The sequence below is a fragment of the Roseovarius aestuariivivens genome (assembly GCF_004761875.1).
Classification (GTDB): domain Bacteria; phylum Pseudomonadota; class Alphaproteobacteria; order Rhodobacterales; family Rhodobacteraceae; genus Roseovarius; species Roseovarius aestuariivivens.
Genome location: NZ_SJEY01000009.1, coordinates 59,868 through 76,765, shown reverse-complemented (window position 1 = coordinate 76,765; position 16,898 = coordinate 59,868). Strand labels below are relative to the sequence as shown.

At 63.5% G+C, this 16,898-nt stretch carries 16 protein-coding genes; 10 read left to right on the top strand and 6 right to left on the bottom strand.

Annotated elements, in window-relative coordinates:
* Positions 1–3: 3 nt before the first annotated feature.
* Positions 4–384, bottom strand: coding sequence for a nuclear transport factor 2 family protein (locus tag EZV60_RS14875; protein WP_135506397.1), 381 nt, complete (start codon positions 382–384; stop codon positions 4–6).
* Positions 384–992, bottom strand: a complete 609-nt coding sequence (gstA, locus tag EZV60_RS14870) for a glutathione transferase GstA (RefSeq protein ID WP_135506396.1) — start codon at positions 990–992, stop codon at positions 384–386. Before gstA ends, EZV60_RS14875 begins: the two co-directional genes overlap by 1 nt.
* Positions 993–1,100: 108 nt before the next feature.
* Here gstA and EZV60_RS14865 point away from each other — a divergent pair, with 108 nt between their 5' ends.
* A complete protein-coding gene (locus EZV60_RS14865) occupies positions 1,101–2,018 on the top strand; it encodes a LysR family transcriptional regulator (protein WP_135506395.1) in 918 nt (305 codons plus the stop codon).
* A gap of 141 nt (positions 2,019–2,159) precedes the next feature.
* Here the strand turns inward: EZV60_RS14865 and EZV60_RS14860 are convergent, their stop codons facing one another.
* On the bottom strand, positions 2,160–3,050 hold the full coding sequence (locus tag EZV60_RS14860; RefSeq protein ID WP_135506394.1) for a LysR family transcriptional regulator: 891 nt from the start codon (positions 3,048–3,050) through the stop codon (positions 2,160–2,162).
* 95 nt (positions 3,051–3,145) lie between these two features.
* Here EZV60_RS14860 and EZV60_RS14855 point away from each other — a divergent pair, with 95 nt between their 5' ends.
* The 4 genes from EZV60_RS14855 to EZV60_RS14840 all read left to right on the top strand — a co-directional run bounded on the left by EZV60_RS14855 (position 3,146) and on the right by EZV60_RS14840 (position 9,092).
* Complete coding sequence (locus tag EZV60_RS14855) at positions 3,146–4,705, top strand: proton-conducting transporter transmembrane domain-containing protein (protein ID WP_135506393.1); 1,560 nt, start codon at positions 3,146–3,148, stop codon at positions 4,703–4,705.
* Positions 4,706–4,721: 16 nt separating this feature from the next.
* Positions 4,722–7,100 (top strand): YbcC family protein, encoded by a 2,379-nt coding sequence (locus EZV60_RS14850; RefSeq protein WP_135506392.1) that lies wholly within the window; start codon positions 4,722–4,724, stop codon positions 7,098–7,100.
* 211 nt (positions 7,101–7,311) lie between these two features.
* Positions 7,312–8,310, top strand: coding sequence for a tRNA dihydrouridine(20/20a) synthase DusA (gene dusA / locus EZV60_RS14845; RefSeq protein ID WP_135506391.1), 999 nt, complete (start codon positions 7,312–7,314; stop codon positions 8,308–8,310).
* Positions 8,307–9,092, top strand: coding sequence for a hypothetical protein (locus EZV60_RS14840; protein WP_135506390.1), 786 nt, complete (start codon positions 8,307–8,309; stop codon positions 9,090–9,092). Before dusA ends, EZV60_RS14840 begins: the two co-directional genes overlap by 4 nt.
* On the opposite strand, the gene EZV60_RS14835 is transcribed toward EZV60_RS14840, so the two are convergent.
* From EZV60_RS14835 to ccmI, 3 genes are read right to left on the bottom strand one after another with little or no spacing between them, the layout of a single operon-like run.
* Positions 9,089–9,325: a DUF1289 domain-containing protein gene (locus EZV60_RS14835; protein WP_135506389.1), complete on the bottom strand. Its 237-nt coding sequence runs from the start codon at positions 9,323–9,325 to the stop codon at positions 9,089–9,091. The two genes, EZV60_RS14840 and EZV60_RS14835, sit on opposite strands and share 4 nt — an antisense overlap.
* Complete coding sequence (ruvX, locus tag EZV60_RS14830; RefSeq protein ID WP_135506388.1) at positions 9,322–9,798, bottom strand: Holliday junction resolvase RuvX; 477 nt, start codon at positions 9,796–9,798, stop codon at positions 9,322–9,324. The genes EZV60_RS14835 and ruvX overlap by 4 nt, the downstream gene beginning before the upstream one ends.
* Positions 9,795–11,033: a c-type cytochrome biogenesis protein CcmI gene (gene ccmI / locus EZV60_RS14825; protein ID WP_135506387.1), complete on the bottom strand. Its 1,239-nt coding sequence runs from the start codon at positions 11,031–11,033 to the stop codon at positions 9,795–9,797. Before ccmI ends, ruvX begins: the two co-directional genes overlap by 4 nt.
* Before the next feature lie 194 nt (positions 11,034–11,227).
* Here ccmI and EZV60_RS14820 point away from each other — a divergent pair, with 194 nt between their 5' ends.
* Genes EZV60_RS14820 through EZV60_RS14800 form a run of 5 tightly spaced genes read left to right on the top strand, consistent with a single transcriptional unit; the run spans position 11,228 to position 16,805 of the window.
* A complete protein-coding gene (locus EZV60_RS14820; RefSeq protein ID WP_135506386.1) occupies positions 11,228–12,472 on the top strand; it encodes a sarcosine oxidase subunit beta family protein in 1,245 nt (414 codons plus the stop codon).
* Entirely contained in the window at positions 12,472–12,909 is a 438-nt protein-coding gene (locus EZV60_RS14815; RefSeq protein WP_135506385.1) for a hypothetical protein, read from the top strand. Before EZV60_RS14820 ends, EZV60_RS14815 begins: the two co-directional genes overlap by 1 nt.
* A complete protein-coding gene (locus tag EZV60_RS14810) occupies positions 12,903–13,232 on the top strand; it encodes a sarcosine oxidase subunit delta (protein ID WP_135506384.1) in 330 nt (109 codons plus the stop codon). Before EZV60_RS14815 ends, EZV60_RS14810 begins: the two co-directional genes overlap by 7 nt.
* Positions 13,229–16,243: a sarcosine oxidase subunit alpha family protein gene (locus EZV60_RS14805; RefSeq protein ID WP_135506383.1), complete on the top strand. Its 3,015-nt coding sequence runs from the start codon at positions 13,229–13,231 to the stop codon at positions 16,241–16,243. The genes EZV60_RS14810 and EZV60_RS14805 overlap by 4 nt, the downstream gene beginning before the upstream one ends.
* Positions 16,236–16,805, top strand: coding sequence for a sarcosine oxidase subunit gamma (locus tag EZV60_RS14800; protein WP_135506382.1), 570 nt, complete (start codon positions 16,236–16,238; stop codon positions 16,803–16,805). The genes EZV60_RS14805 and EZV60_RS14800 overlap by 8 nt, the downstream gene beginning before the upstream one ends.
* Positions 16,806–16,898: the final 93 nt, after the last annotated feature.

Genomic DNA, 16,898 nt, shown 5'->3' with positions numbered 1-16,898 from the left:
GAGTCAGTCCTCTCGTTCGACAAAGGAGAATACCTTGGTCAGCACTCGCCATCCGTCATCCGTGTTCATGATCGTAAGAAGGTCCTCGTACTTGCGACCCATCATGGTCATCCGTGCTTCGACGATGCCGATGCGATCTCCCTTGAGGGCGATCCTTTCAATCTGTTCGTCGCGGAGGTCGCCGCGCGATGCCGGCGACGTGCGGGCATCGATGCGCGCCATATAGGCGTCGAGGCCCATGGATTCGTAGTTGCCGGAGGTTCCGTTCACATAGGCAAGGTCCGCATGGAAAACGCCACGCAAGACCGTACTGTCGGACTGATACAGGCCGTCGAAGTAGCGCTGCATGAGGTCGCGGATTTCACGTTCATCCTGACCGGCCATCACGCAAGCCCTTCCGCGGCGAAAGCGGCCCTGGTCGCTGGCCGTGCAAAGATTCTGTCGGCGAAGTCCGACAGCCTGGGCCAGCCGCCAAGATCGATGTCCTTGAAGTTGGCCCAAAACACCAGAACGAAGGTATAGGCATCCGCAACGGAAAACCGGTTGCCCACCAGAAACTCTCGCCCGTCTGACAGCTCCGCTTCCAGATAGTCGAACTTCTTCTTCACTTTGGCCGTCGCTGCGGCCCTTTCCGCATCCGTGGCATCATCCGCAAAAAGGGGACTCCAGGACTTGTGTAATTCGGCCGCGGCATAGTTGAGGAATTGCTGAAGACGCGCTCGGTCAAGGCTGCCGGGCGCCGGCGAAAAGGCGCGCCCCGGGTTCGTGTCCGCAATGTACTGCAGGATGGCCACCCCTTCGTTGATGGTCTCGCCACCTTCGATTTCCAGCGCGGGCACATAGCCCTTTGCATTGATGTCGCTGAATTGACGTCCGCTTTCCGTCAGTCCCGCATCGGTATCGACGGCTTCGATGTCGAATGTCGCGCCGACCTCCCTAAGCATGATGTGGCTGGCCAAAGAGCAGGCCCCTGGTTTGTAGTAAAGTTTCATCAGACGCTCCGTTTTGTTCTGCGCCTGAGGCGTAGCAAGCGTGATCGTCGATTGATAATATCGAGTTTTCATATATACGATCTAAAATATAGATCAAATGAGCTGCCGATGACTTTGGATCAACTCGTGGCCTTTGACGCGATCGTCGCGTTTGGAACCTTCCGCGCGGCGGCGGATCGCCTGAACAAGGCCCAATCCGCCGTCAGCCACCAAATCAGCAAGCTGGAATACGAACTCGGCTTCGAGCTTTTTTCGCGCGATGCCTATAGGCCCAGTTTGACACCGGAAGGCGAAATCTTCTTTCGCGAAACGACGCGCGTCCTTGAAAGCGTGCACGGTCTTAAGGCGGTGGCGGCGGGATTGCGGAGTGAGCACGAGCCGATGATCTCTATCGCGATGACGGCCACGATGTCGCTCGACCCGTTTCTGAGCGTCTTGGGTGAGGTCGGGCTGGCCTTTCCAAGCACGCACATCAAGGTTGTGACAGAGATGATGGGCGGGCCTCTGGCGCGGCTCATGGACGGAGAGGCGGATCTGATCGTGGCCGGCCTCGCCGGCGTCTCGATTGATGAGGTCGAAACGCTTCCGGTCGGATCCATCACGATCCGTCCAGTGGTCAGCCCGGATTTTCCCGCCGCTCAACGCTCCGGCGTCAGATCCAGGCGCGAGATGCAGACCTATACGCAGGTTGTCGTGTCCGGTACGGGTGGCCCGGACTACGATCAAAGCCGCGACTTGCTCTCCGGCGGACAGCGTTGGACCGTGTCTGACTTTCAGGCAAAGAAGTCGATCATCAAGGCCGGGTTGGGCTGGGGCGGCATCCCGGAACATTTGATGGAGACCGAGTTGGCGCAACGGGAACTCGTTCCCCTGGCGGTCGAAGGATTCCCGCCGCGCCATACCGAGATTTTTGCGATCAGACGAAGGGATCGACCGATGGGCCGGGTCATGTCCAGCCTCTGGAAAAGGATCGCGGAAACCTCGTCACCGATACCACAGGACATCCATACATCTCCCACGGCATAAGTGATCCGGGCGGGCTTGCGCTATCATCTGGTCCTGACAATTGATGCGGGCGGCAAGGGGCAGAATTCGGGAATCTCATTATTCTGTTAAAAAAGATGGCTGCGTGGACTCCTGCGTGGCACACACTCGAATTGGGTGCGCTTAAACAGCGTTCTGCAGTTTCGTCTGCAACACTTCTTGGACGAGCGGGTTCGGAAACTTTCGCGCAATCGTGACCGCCGCAAAGACCTCTCTGACGTCGTCAAGGCGCGCGTATTCCTTCAATCGTCCGGTCTCCAATTCGTCCTGAACGACAATGGGGGGGATGACAGCCACGCCTGCATCGGCGCGCGCCAACAAGCGCAGCATGGCCATGTCGTCGGCCTCTGCGGCAATTTTGGGCACAAGGCCCAGCCGTTCCAGCAATGCGTCGAAACCGGCACGAAGCGATGTCTCTGGCGTCGGCAGAACAAGCGGTTCGGACGCTACGATGCTGGCCACGGTATGGTCTTTCCCGGCAAGCCGGTTTGGTACGCCGACAAGGCTGACGGGTTGATCGGCGAGAGCATGAACAAGGTAGGGGCTCGCGACGTCGCGCGCGGGAATGAGATTTGTCAGAACCACGTCAAGCGATTGCGCCTCGAGACCGCGAAGAAGGGCCTCTTGCGTGCCAGACCGCAGAACCACCTCAACATCGTCGCGTCCTATAAGGGGTTTCAGAAACGCGATCTGGAAATTTCGTGACAGGGTAGCTAGCGCACCGATCCGCAGAACCCGGCGTTTTGCTTCGGCATGTTTCAGTGTCGCCGTAAGATTTTCAGCGGCGCGGAAAATCTCATCGGCATGATCGAGTGCGATCCGCCCAGCCTCCGACAGCACAAGATTGCGGCCTCGCCGGTCGAACAGATCGTGGCCAAGCGACGCTTCCAGTGACTTGATCTGGGTCGATACCGCCGACTGCGAGATATTGAGCGCGCGCGCCGCACCGGTCAGAGTTCCATCCCGCGCGACGGCACGAAACAGCCGCAGATGATGAAGATTCAGGATCGACATACTTACATATAACAGAACGATTTCTCACAATATATGAATTTTTCTCAAAGCTCTCCATGACCTATTTGACGTGGAAATCGGTATGGAGACGCCTCATGCTTTTTTCGATTTCATTTCTCGCCCCTTGTGTTCTGATCGTCGTTGCGCTCATCGCCTGGCAGCGGCCCGGCTGCAGGCCAGAGGGATTGCCGCAACTCGCGGAGACCGCAGCCCTGGTCGCGCTTGGCCTTGCGGTCTTTGGCCTTGTCCAGTTCGTGGTCGGCGGTCCGGCAAGGTTTTCGCTTCTCGAAGGCCCCGCGGCTCTGGTTTTCGAGGCGAACGCCATCACGTTGACCCTCGCGCTGCTGGTCGCTTTCATCGGCTGGGTCGTGATCCGGTACAGCCGCAGCTATCTCGACGGTGAACCGCAAGAGGGCCGGTTTCACGCGCTCATGCTCGCAACGCTGGCGGCGGTGCTGCTCTTCGTACAGTCGGGCAGTCTGGCGACGCTTATGACCTCGACCGTGCTTGTAGGCCTGGGGCTTAAACGCCTTCTCCTTTTTTATGGCAATCGCCCGGAGGCCCGGCGCGCGGCTATGAAATTCTCACTTGTCTGGCACGGCGCGGATGCCATCCTGCTAATCGCGTCGGCGTTGCTGGTCGTCAGCTATGGCACTGGTGATATTGCGAATATCGCTGCGGCGGCCACCGGAGGAAACCTGTCCTGGGGCGGCTCCATCGCCGTTGCGCTGATCGTTCTGGCTGCGGCGCTCAAGACTGCGGCCCTTCCGCTGCACGGGTGGCTGACCGAAGTCATGGAAGCACCGACACCCGTTTCGGCGCTTCTCCACGCAGGAATCATCAATTCAGGTGGCGTGCTGTTGATCGCCCTGTCTGGCCTTGTGCAACTTAGCCCCGGCGCCATGGCGGCACTTGTGATGATCGGCGGGCTCACGGCGCTCTTTGGGGCGGCGGTAATGCTGACGCAAAGCGCGGTGAAGACCTCGCTCGCATGGTCCACAGTGTCGCAAATGGGGTTCTTGCTTCTGCAATGCGGGCTCGGCTTGTGGGCGCTCGCGCTGCTGCATATCGTGGCACATTCGCTCTACAAGGCGCACGCCTTCCTGTCTTCGGGCGGCGCAGTGCAGGCGGTGGCAAGCCTGCGGCGTCCCGGGCCGATCGCGGTGCCGAGCGTTGGCGCGGTGCTTAAATCCTTTGCCCTTGCGCTCGTCCTCTATGCCGTGATCGCCGTCGGCTTCACCGCGCTTCTGGGGCCAAAAACGGCGCAGGCGGTGGCGCTCGGGGCCATCCTGATTTTCGGGGTTGCGTATCTAGTCGCACAGGGACTGGCCGATCTGGCACCCGCGGAACTGACCACGCGGACGGCACTTGCGTCGCTCGGCACCGCGATCGCGTATTTCGCCTTTCAAGCGACGGCACAGGTGATCTGGGGTCCGGCATTGCCGGCTGCTCCTACGCCCGGGCCGCTTGAATGGGCGCTGATCGTCCTTGCGGTTCTCTCGTTCGGCCTTGTCGCCTTCGCGCAGGCGCTCTTTCCGCTCTGGGCGCATCACCCGTCAACTGCCGGTCTGCGCGTGCACCTCGCCAATGGCTTTTATCTGAACGCCTTGCTTGACCGCGCCATCGGCGGCTTCCGAAGCGCGAAAACGAACTGAGATCATGGAGACTGACATGTTTATGAAGCACACGCAGATCGACCCTTCTCTGGTTTCGGCGATCCTGAAAGCCGCCGAAGATGCCGCGCGGCGCATCCCGCCCGCATTTCCGCTGGAGGCAACCGTCGCGGTCAACCCGTTTCTGGGCCAGACCGGCGAAGACCTCGCGACCGCGTCGGCGCGTCTGCAAAGAGTTGCCGGCGTTCAGGCAACTCCGGCCAGTGACGCTTTCGCATCCGCGCTCGAAACCGGCGGGATCACGGACGCGGATCTGGAAGCGGCGCTTTCAGCGTCCGCGTCGCTCCGGAAGCCCCGGGATCTCGCCGCGCTGAAAGCGGTTGCCGCCGGCCCGACGCCCCTCGAAGCCCGCATGCTGCCCAGCGTGGCGGACCTTGCAGCACGGGCAACCGGCACGGATTGGCCCTCCATCATCGAGAAAACCATCGGTGTCTGGGCGGCGGGACAATTCGATCGGGGTCAGGCTCTGTGGTCTCCGACGCCCGGGTCCGAAGCCTTCGCGTCGTGGCGTGCCTGGGCCACGCACGACCTGACGCCCGAGATCGCCGGCCTGACAGGCTTTTGCGCCCATGTTGCAGCGGCCCCGGACACGTCGGAGCGCGCAATCGCAAGAGCGTCCGAGGCACTTGGCCTCGACGCATGCTCGGCCGAAACGACCTTTCATCGTCTCTACATGGATCTCGGTGGATGGTCGCAGCACGCGCGCTGGCTTCTCTGGCAGGCCGAACTTGCCGGTGGGACGGACCGGACGCTGGCCGATCTTCTGGCGATCCGGCTGATCTGGGAAGAAGCGCTTCTCGCGCACGTGCCGTCGATCGCAGATACGTGGGCCGAAACCGTCACGGCGCATGGCGAACCCGTGGCAGCCTCGGAGCAGGATGTTGCCTTCGCGATCCTGCAAGAGGCGTCTGAAAGGGCGCATCAACGCAGGTTGATCGCGGCCCTGGATGGAGAAACAACCTCCCACGCCCGTCCTAAGCTTCAGGCCGCCTTCTGTATCGACGTCCGCTCAGAGGTGTTCCGCCGGGCGCTGGAAAGCGTCGACTCAAAGATCGAAACTATCGGGTTCGCAGGCTTTTTCGGCCTGCCGCTGGCGCACATGTCGCATGGCTCGGATGTCTCAGAGGCCCATTTGCCCGTTCTTCTGAATCCGACAGTGCACACGACAAGCCACGCTGATCCAGAGCATGAGCAGGAGACCCGCGTCGCTGCGCGCACCATCCGGGCCTGGGGTAGGTTCCGGCAGGCAGCCGTATCCTCCTTCGCCTTCGTCGAGGCGGCGGGACCGTTCTACGCCGGAAAGCTGATCAAGGATGCGTTGGGTCACGGGAAGACGTCGAAAAAGACCTCCCCCGCACCGCAGGTGATCGGCGGTCTCGATGCCAAGGCGAAGGCCGACACAGCGGCCGCTGTTCTGGGCGCAATGAGCCTGACCAAAGGCCACGGCGAGATGGTGCTGCTTCTTGGACACGGCGGGCAGGTCACCAACAACCCGCATGAAAGTGCATATCATTGCGGCGCCTGCGGCGGATACACGGGCGAGGTATCGGCGCGACTTTTGGCGCTTCTCCTGAACGATCCCGAAACCAGAGCCGGCCTTGACGAGCGCGGCATTCCGATCCCGGACGACACGCTCTTCATCGCCGGTCTGCATGATACGACAACTGACGAGATCACAATCTACGATGACGGACTGCCCGCCGACCGGGGCGATGACATCGCCCAGATGAAAAACTGGTTGCGGCAGGCCGGCAAGATCGCGAGGGCAGAACGGGCGCCCGACCTGCCCGGGGCCATGCCCACCACGGTCTCCGACCGGGCGCTGAACTGGGCCGAAATCCGGCCCGAATGGGGGCTGGCAGGCTGCGCCGCATTCATCGCGGCGCCACGCGCCGCGACAGAGCGCAAGGATCTCGAAGGCCGGGCGTTCCTGCACAGCTACGACTGGAAGGCGGACGAAGACTTTAGAACGCTCGAACTGATCATTACGGCGCCCGTGGTCGTGGCGAGCTGGATCAGTCTACAGTATTACGGGTCTTCGGTGATGCCCGACGTCTTCGGCGGGGGCAACAAGCTTATCCACAATGTCGTCGGCGGCATCGGCGTGATCGAAGGCAATTCGGGACGTCTCAGGCCGGGTCTGCCGTGGCAGTCCGTTCACGACGGCGAAAAACTGATGCATGACCCACTGCGGCTGTCGGTCATGATCGAAGCGCCCCGTGAGGCGATCACTGAGGTCCTAAAGCACCATACGGAAGTCCGCAAACTTTTCGACAATGGCTGGCTGCACCTTTTTACGCTGAAAAACGGCAAGGTGGACGCACGCTATGGCCCCGGACTTGTCTGGGCGGACATCACGGAAACCGCTGCCGCGTGATGCAGTCGTGACGTGCGCGACGAGGTGCATGGCAAGAAGGCGGCGGTCACGCAACTGCGTGACCAGATACGTGCCGTCTCGGAATTGCTTGATGCTTTGAAAGGCCGTCCTTTCAGAACGGTGATCGCGGTAGGCTGGCAAGCCAGACGCCGTGTGCGTATGGTGCGCACGGCGAGATCATTAAATCCAGAGGCCCCGAGGAGATTGCCGTATGCCCTTCACCGCAGCCACCAAGGCCGCGCGTCTATCGGTCGCTCCGATGATGGATTGGACCGACCGTCACTGCCGTTTTTTACATCGGCAGTTGTCGTCGCGAGTCCTTCTCTACACGGAGATGGTGACAGCTCCGGCGCTTGTGCGTGGCGGGGCGATGCATCTTCTGGATTACAACCCGGAAGAGCACCCCGTGGCCTTGCAACTTGGCGGCTCCGACCCGGAGGAGTTGGCGCAAGCCGCGACGCTGGGGGCGCAGGCGGTCTATGATGAAATCAATCTCAACGTGGGGTGTCCCAGTGATCGCGTCCAATCCGGCACATTCGGCGCGGTGCTGATGAAAGATCCCGGTCTGGTGGCCGAATGCTGCGCGGCGATGCGCGTCGCAACGGATGTGGAGGTCACCGTCAAATGTCGCATCGGCGTGGACGATCAGGACCCCGAGGAGATTCTTCCGGAATTCTTGGCGCGGATCGTCGCGGCCGGGGTCCAACGCGTGGCGATCCATGCCCGCAAGGCCTGGCTGCAGGGCCTGAGCCCCAAGGAAAACCGCGATATTCCGCCGCTCGACTACGAGCTGGTGCACCGGATGAAGCAGCTTTTTCCGAACCTGCATATCTCGGTCAACGGCGGTCTTGAAACGCTCGACGAGGCCGAAGTGCGGCTCGAAGGCGGGCTTGACGGTGTCATGATCGGGCGCGCGGCCTATCACCGGCCCGTGGATATTCTCGGGCAGGCGGATCGCCGGATTTTCGGCCTCGGCGGGCCCGACCGCACAGCAGAGGATGCCGTGGCGGCCATGCTGCCCTATATCGAACGGCACCTATCGCAGGGCGGCAAGCTGCACCAGGTCACGCGGCACATGCTTGGGCTCTTCACCGGGCGACCCGGCGCGCGGGCCTGGCGGCGTCATCTGTCGGAACACGCAACCCGTCGCGGCGCGGGCCCGGAACTGGTGGAAGAGGCGTTGCAAGAGGTCAACGGAGCGATGGTGTGAGCGAAGATCTGATCGCGCGCGGCTGGGCGTCTTTTCCATCCGAGCCGGCGGTGCTCGCGTGGGCCGAAAACGCCCGTCATCACGCCCGTCAAAGCGTCGCCGACCCCGACCAGCAGCAAGGTCTCGTCTGCGAGGGGACCTGGTTCGTAGGCGTGGATGCGTTGCAAAACGACAGCTCGGGCCGGTTGCCCGACGGCCCGCCCCTCGATGGGGCCGCCTGGCAAACGGCCTGCGCGCTCTATGGCACGCTGCCGCTGCACAAGGGGCAGGTTTCGGTCATCTATCCGGGCTACCCGCGCCCCCGCGCGGGCGAGAGTGAGGCCGCCTTCGGCTACCGGCTCCGGCGCGATGCCGCGCATGTGGACGGCTTGCTGGCCAGCGGTCCCGGGAAACGGCGCTATCTGCTGGAACGCCACGCCTATATCCTCGGCCTGCCGCTCACCGCCAGCGGTGCAGGTGCCAGCCCGCTCAGCATCTGGGAAGGCAGCCATCACATCATGCGCCGCGCCTTCGAGGCGGCGCTTGGCGGCACCGATACGGCGGATTGGGACAAGGTCGACCTGACCGAGATTTACAAGGCCACACGCCGCGAGGTGTTCGAGAGCTGCCCGCGCCGGCTTCTCACCGCCGCGCCGGGAGAGGCGTATCTCGTGCACCGCCTGGCTCTGCACGGCGTGGCGCCGTGGGACGACGGCGCCGAGGCGCCGGATGACGGGCGCATGATCGCCTATTTCCGCCCCGAATGGCCGGAGACGGGCGCTCAGTGGCTGACGGCGCCCTAGCTGCGGCTCAGACGTGCGGCACGTCCGCCGCGCCGCTTGCGCAACTGCGGCGCGCGGTCGGGCAGGGTGGCCATGATGTCGCGGCGTTCCTCCGCGCTCATCTTGGACCAGCGCGCGATCTCGTCCAGCGTGCGATAGCATCCGGTACAGATCCGCGCCTCGGGATGCACCACGCAGATGCGCACGCAGGGGCTTTCGATCTCGTCGCGTTTCCAAACCGGGGTGTCGTTCACGTCTCTGCCCTCATATGCCTCAGACGGTCCAAGGCTCCCTGCAGGATATACGCTGCCGCCACGGCGTCGATCACCTCGGAACGACGCTTTCGGGTCATATCAGCCTCGATCAGTGCTCTTTCTGCCGCAACCGTCGACAGCCGCTCGTCCCAGAAGGCGATCGGCAGCTCGGTGAGGCTTGCCAGATTGCGGGCGAAGGCGCGTGTGGATTGCGCACGTGGCCCCTCGCTGCCATCCATGTTGCGCGGCAGGCCAAGGATGATACCGCCGGCCTCGCGCCCGCCCGCGATTTCCAGCAAACGCGCGGCATCCAGTCCGAATTTACGGCGCTTGATCGTCTCGACCGGGTTGGCCGAGGACAACAGCGCGTCCGAGGCGGCAACGCCGATCGTTTTGGTCCCAAGATCAAGCCCCAGCACCGCCCGGCCGCGCGGCAATGCCTGCGCGAATTCGGCGATCTCCTCGTGGATCATTCTGACAGGCCTGCCTGCTTTGCGGCGTTGGTCACCAGCGAGAGCGCCTCGGGATTGTCGGCGAAAATCTCGCGCGCCTCGGCCAGCGCCGCACGCGCCTTGTCGGCCTCGCCCAGAACGGCATAGGCATTGACCAGCCGCGCCCATTCCCCGGGGCTGCCGCCCTCGGTCTGGATCCGGGCGGAAAGCTGCGCGACCATGCCTCGGATCATGCCGGCGCGGTCTTCCACCGACATTTCGCCTGCAGCCTCGATATCCGCGGCGGATGGACCCGGCGCGGTCTCCGCGCCCGGCTCGGGGGGCAGTTCATACCGCTGCACCCCGGCGCGCCACGCCAGTTCCTCGATCCGGCTGCGGATGATCGGTGTCCAGGGCGCGTCCGCCGTGCTTTCGCGCAAAAGTCTGTCCCATGTGCGAAACGCCATGTCGGGCCGGTCCACCTGCATCAGGTAAAGGCCAAGGTAATACCGTGCGCGCGGCTCGTTCGGATCGCGCTCCAGCGTTGCGCGCAACACCGCTTCGGCTTCTGCCGAGACCTGCCCGCCGGCGGCTGTCACCATGAGGTCCGCCAGCTGCGCATAGTCCTGCGCCGTGGCCTCCGCACCCTTGAGATCGACCACGCCCTGCTGCGCCTTGCGCGCGGCGGCCATGTTGCCAAGCGCCGCCTCGTTTCGCGCCAAAAGCTGCAGACCGCGCAGGTCGCCGGGTCGCCCGGCCACCGCCTCGCGCAATTGCGCCATCAGCTCCAGGTAATCCTCTTCCACCCCCTTCGGCGTTTCCGGCGCAGGCATGCGCGCCTCCAGGGCCTCCTGGCTTGGCAGGTTGGCGCGGCGGTCTTCCGACGCCGCGATCCGCGCCTCGAGCGGCACGTCGTCGTATCCCGGCACGCCCAGCTGCTGATAAAGCAGCAAAGAACCTGCCCCCAGCCCGGCAAAAACGGCCAGGGCCGTCAGATATCCCACCGTCTTGGGCTGTCCGCCGCTGTCCCCGCCTTCCTTGAGCTGCGTGTCGGCGGCCAGGATCCGGCGCGACACTTCCGCCCGGGTGCGCTCGGCGTCGTCTTCGGAAATCAAGCCGCGTGCAAGGTCGCGATCCACCTCCTTGAGCTGGTCGCGATAGACCTGCAGGTCATAGGCCGCGGGCGGCGCATCGCCGGTGCGTCCGCGCAGAAGAACCAACGCCAGAACGGCGCCGCTGCCCAGTGCCAGAAATCCGACCAGTCCCCAGAAAAACATGAAGCCTCCTCGCTTACCGGGTTCATCTAACGACGCCCGCGCCCGAGCAAAAGGGGCAAGTGGTCAAAAGCCATGCGCGCAATGTCGCAAATCGTGTCTTCGATGCCGCCGTGGATATCTTCCAAATGGCCGCGATATCGCATACCCGGGCACAAGTTGCCGCCCGCGATTCCGCCCAAGGAGTGAGTCTCCGCATGAAACGTTATTCCGCCTTTGCCGTCGCCCGTCAGGCCCTGTCGCACCATATGGGCTGGGAACGCGCCTGGGCCTCACCCGAGCCGAAGAAGAAATACGACGCCATCATCATCGGCGCCGGCGGGCACGGGCTCGCCACGGCCTATTACCTCGGCAAGAACCACGGGTTGAAAAACGTCGCCATCCTCGAAAAGGGCTGGCTCGGCGGCGGCAACACGGGCCGGAACACCACGATCATCCGCTCGAACTACCTGCAGGATCCTTCGGCGGCGATGTACGAAAAGGCCCGCAGCCTGTACGAGACGCTCAGCCAGGATCTGAACTACAACATCATGTTTTCGCCCCGCGGCGTCATCATGCTCGCGCAAACCCAGCACGAGGTGCGCGGATACGAGCGCACGGCGCATGCCAACGCCCTGCAGGGCGTGAAGACCGAGTTCATCTCGCCTGCCCGCGTCAAGGAGCTTTGCCCGATCATCAACCTCGACGGGCCCCGCTATCCGGTTCTGGGCGGGCTCTGGCAGTCGCGTGGCGGCACCGCGCGGCACGATGCCGTGGCCTGGGGCTATGCGCGCGCCTGCTCGGACATGGGCATGCATGTCATCCAGAAATGCGACGTGACGGGGATCCGCTCCGAGAACGGCAAGGTGGCGGGCGTGACCACCAGCCGCGGCGACATCGATTGCGACAAGCTGGGCATCGTCGTGGCGGGTCATTCGGGCCACCTGGCGGGCATGGCGGGCTTCCGCCTGCCCATTGAATCCGTGGCGCTTCAGGCGCTGGTTTCCGAGCCGATCAAGCCCTGCATGGACGTGGTCGTCATGGCCAACACCGTGCACGGCTACATGTCGCAATCTGACAAGGGCGAGATGGTGATCGGTGGCGGCACCGACGGCTACAACAACTACACACAGCGCGGGTCCTTCCACCACATCGAGGAAACCGTGCGCGCCCTGATCGAGACCTTCCCGATGGTCTCGCGCCTAAAGATGCTGCGCCAGTGGGGCGGGATCGTGGACGTCACCGGCGACCGCTCGCCGATCCTCTCGAAGACGCCACTGGAGAATTGCTTCATCAACTGCGGCTGGGGCACCGGCGGCTTCAAGGCCATCCCCGGCTCGGGCTGGGGCTTTGCGGAGCTGATGGCCAAGGGCTACTCGCCGCTTTGCGCCGAATTCGGCCTCGACCGCTTCACCGAGGGCCGCTTCATTGATGAGTCGGTCGCGGCAGGAGTGGCGCACTGATGGAACCACCGATTGACAACGCTGTATCTAGATTCATCGAGCATCGAAGTTGGAGATTCTACTTCGCAGGCAGCCTTGCCATTTCTGTGGTCGGTTTTTTTGCAGACTGGTTTGCCCCCAACGATTGGTTTTCGAGATCTGGAGCGATCATCGTTGGATTAGCAGCTTTTGCGAATTTTCTAGATCCTCGGCGCAGTGGGCAATGGTGGAAAAGGCTGCAAGATGACGCAAAGTCTCGCGGCGCAGCGGCACAATCCAAAGCTCAGTTGAATGGGCAAGACGGAATAGGCGCGTACCACGAGGCCATTACGGACTTCGCAAATGACGCTAAGAAAGCTCAAAGAGTGAGCGCCTCGCAAGCTACTGCTGTACTTTACGGGACAGTGGTTTGGGGCTTTGGAGATTTGATATTCAACCAAGGGTGCGCACCATGCTGATCCTGACCTGCCCCTGCTGCGGCGTGACGGGCGAAGAAACAGAATTCCACCAGGGCGGCGAAGCGCATCTGAAGCGGTTCGGTCCGGGTTCGTCGGATAACGAATTCCACGACTATCTCTTCGCCAAGGAAAACCCCAAGGGCGTGCATCTGGAGCGCTGGCGGCACGTCTATGGCTGCGGCAAGTGGTTCATCGCCGCGCGCAACACCGTGACGCTCGAGGTTTATGGCACCTATTCGGCCCAGACCACCGAGCCGCCGAAAGACATCAGGGACAGGATCTCGGCCAAGGTGCCGGGCTGGAGCTGGAGAGAGTTCGCATGAGCACGCGTCTGGCCACGGGCGGGCGGCTTCTCGACAAGGGCCGCGCGCTGGAGTTCACCTTCAACGGCAAGCGCCTCAAGGGCTTCGAGGGCGACACGCTCGCCTCTGCCCTTCTGGCCAACGACCAGATGATGGTCGGGCGCTCCTTCAAGTACCACCGCCCGCGCGGCATCGTCGCCTCGGGCGCCGAGGAACCCAACGCGCTCTTCAACATGGGCGAGGGCGGCACGTTCGAGCCGAACCAGCGTGCCACCACGACCGAGCTTTTCGGCGGGCTGACCTGCACCTCTCAGAACCACTGGCCCAGCCTCGAATTCGATGTGGGCGCGATCAACAACCGGCTGGCGCGCTTCCTGCCGGCGGGCTTTTATTACAAGATGTTCATGCATCCCCGCCCTCTGTGGAAGCATGTCTACGAGCCCTTCATCCGCCAGTCCGCCGGCCTTGGAAAGGCGCCGCGCGACCGCGACGCGGACACTTACGAGCACGTCTACGCCTTCTACGACGTCGTCGTGATCGGCGGCGGGATCGCGGGGCTTCTGGCCGCGCGCGAGGCGGGCCGCGCCGGCGCCAAGGTTCTGCTGATGGAGCAGACCGCCCATTGGGGCGGACGTGCCCCGGTCGATGGCGGCACTGTGGACGGCCAGCCTGTGGATAAAGTGGTGGAGGAAATTCTGTCAGAGTTGTCTGACATGCCCAATGTCACGCTCCGTTTGCGGCTCATGGGCGCCGGCGTCTACGATCACGGCTATCTCCTGGGCTACGAGCGTGTTCGCGATCACCAGCCCGCCGACAAGGGGCCGCGCCACCGTCTCTGGCGGATCCGCGCCGCTCAGATCGTGACCGCGACAGGCGCCATCGAACGCCCGCTCAGCTTTGCCGGCAACGACATTCCCGGCGTGATGCTGGCCTCTGCCGTGCGCGACTACGCCGTCGATTACGGCGTGTCCATCGGCGACCGCACCGTTGTCGTGACCAATAACGACGATGCTTACCTTACGGCAATTTGCCTGAAAAAGCTGGGTCTCGACGTGCCCGCGATCATCGACGCACGCCCCCACGGCGCGAGCCAACTTACCGAAGAGGCCAAGGCGCTTGGCATCCGCATCGAGACGGGCAAGGGCGTCGCCAAGGTCAAGGGCGGCAGGCGCGTGACCGGCGTGGCGATCTGCATGCAGGCGGGCGAAGGCTCCGCCATGGAAGAGATCGCCTGCGACGCGGTCGCCATGTCCGGCGGCTGGTCGCCGGTCGTGCACCTCTGGTCCCATTGCGGCGGCAAGCTCATCTGGGACGACGAAAAGGCGATGTTCCGCCCCGATGTGGATAAAGCGCCAACGGGTGCCTCGGGCGAAGCCTTCGTTGTGGTCGCAGGCGCAGCCAACGGCGCACTCGGGCTGGCCGATGTGGTGGCCGATGCCCATGCCGCCGGTCAGACCGCCGCCAAGGCCGCAGGCCACAAGCCCAAGAAATCCGCCGCGCCCAAGGCCGACAGCCCGTCCGAGAACGCCATCGCGCCGATCTGGCTCATGCCGCAGGGCGCCAAGTACGAATTGCGCTCCAAAGCCTGGCTCGATTACCAGAACGACGTAAAGGTATCGGACGTGCAGCTGGCCGCGCGCGAGGGCTTCGAATCCGTCGAACACGCCAAGCGCTACACCACGCTCGGCATGGCCACGGATCAGGGGAAACTCAGCAATATCAACGGCCTGGCCATCCTGTCGGATGCGCTCAACCAGCCCATCCCGCAGACGGGCACCACAACCTTCCGCCCGCCCTACACGCCCATCTCCATGGGCGCGATCGCAGGCGCGGCGCGTGGCCCGATCTTCCAGCCCTTACGCCGCACGCCGATGCATGGCTGGCACGAGGAAAACGGCGCCTATTGGGAACCGGTCGGCCACTGGCGCCGCCCCTATACCTTCCGCAAGATGCCGGGCGAGGCGATCGAGACCGCCGTTGCTCGTGAGATCAAGCAGACCCGCGACAGCCTCGGTCTGCTCGACGCCTCCACGCTGGGCAAGCTGGTCGTGAAAGGCCCCGACGCGGGCAAGTTCCTCGACATGCTCTACACCAACGTGATGTCGACCCTGAAACCGGGCCGCTGCCGCTATGGCCTGATGTGCTCCGAAAACGGCTTTCTCATGGATGACGGCGTGGTCGCGCGTCTCGATGAGGATACGTTCCTCTGCCACACCACCACCGGCGGCGCGGATCACATCCACGCCCACATGGAAGACTGGCTTCAGTGCGAGTGGTGGGACTGGAAGGTCTACGTCGCCAACCTGACCGAGCAATACGCCCAGATCGCCGTCGTCGGCCCCAACGCGCGCAAGACGCTGGAAAATCTGACCGAGGATGACATTTCCGCCGAGGCGCTGCCCTTCATGGCGTGGACCGACATCACGCTCGGCGGCATTCCCGCACGCGCCTACCGGATCTCGTTCTCTGGCGAACTCAGCTACGAGATCGCCGTGGATGCGGGGCAGGGCCGGGCGCTCTGGGACAAGCTCTTGGAGGCCGGGGCCGAGTTCGCCGTCACGCCCTATGGGACCGAGGCCCTTCACGTGATGCGCGCCGAAAAGGGCTTCATCATGATCGGGGACGAGACCGACGGCACCGTGATCCCGCAGGATCTGAACATGGAGTGGGCGATCTCCAAGAAAAAGGACGATTACCTAGGTAAGCGCGCCCAGGCCCGGTCCTTCATGGCTAATCCCGACCGGTGGAAGCTGGTCGGTCTCGAGACGACCGACGGCTCGGTCCTGCCCGATGGCGCCTATGCGGTGGCCGATGGCACGAACGCCAATGGGCAGCGCAACGTGCAGGGGCGCGTCACATCCAGCTATTACTCGCCCACGCTCGGGCGCGGCATCGCCATGGGCCTTGTCCACAATGGGCCCGACCGGATGGGAGAGGTCATCGATATCCCCAAGGTCGATGGTACCGTGATCAAGGCCAAGATCGTCTCTCCCGTGTTCTACGATCCTGAAGGGGAGAAGCAGAATGTCTGACGCCATCAGCGCATTGCCCGGCGCGGCCTTCGAAGGCGCGGTGCGCGTCGAGGAATCGGGCCTTCAGGGCATGATCACCCTGCGTGGGGATTTCGGGACCGCCAAGCTGAAAAAGGCGGTCAAGGACACCGTCGGCGTGGCCATTCCCGCCACCCGCGAGATCGCTCAAAAGGATGGGCGGGGTGCAGCGTGGATGTCACCTGACGAGCTGCTTTTGCTGCTGCCCTATGCCGATGTCACCGACGCGCTCGGGAAAATCGACAAAGCTCTCTCGGGCACGCACCACCTCGCTGTCAACGTCTCGGACGCCCGCGCCATGTTCCGCCTGCACGGGGCCACAGTGCGCGAGGTCATGGCCAAGCTCGTCCCGGTCGATATGGCGCCCGGCGCCTTTGCTCCCGGCCAGATCCGCCGCACCCGCATGGCGCAGATCCCTGCGGCCTTCTGGATGACGGACGAGGACACCGTGCACGTGGTCTGCTTCCGCTCGGTGGCGCAATATGCCTTTGATCTTCTGAAGGACGCCGCGCGGTCCGAGGGGCGCATGGGGCTTTTCGACTAAGCCGGCCGGCGCGCGGTTCCGTGCGCCGCCGCACAGTCCAAACTCGGCAGCCCCACGCCATAAGGGCTTGACCTAGCGCGCCCCGCGCTACCA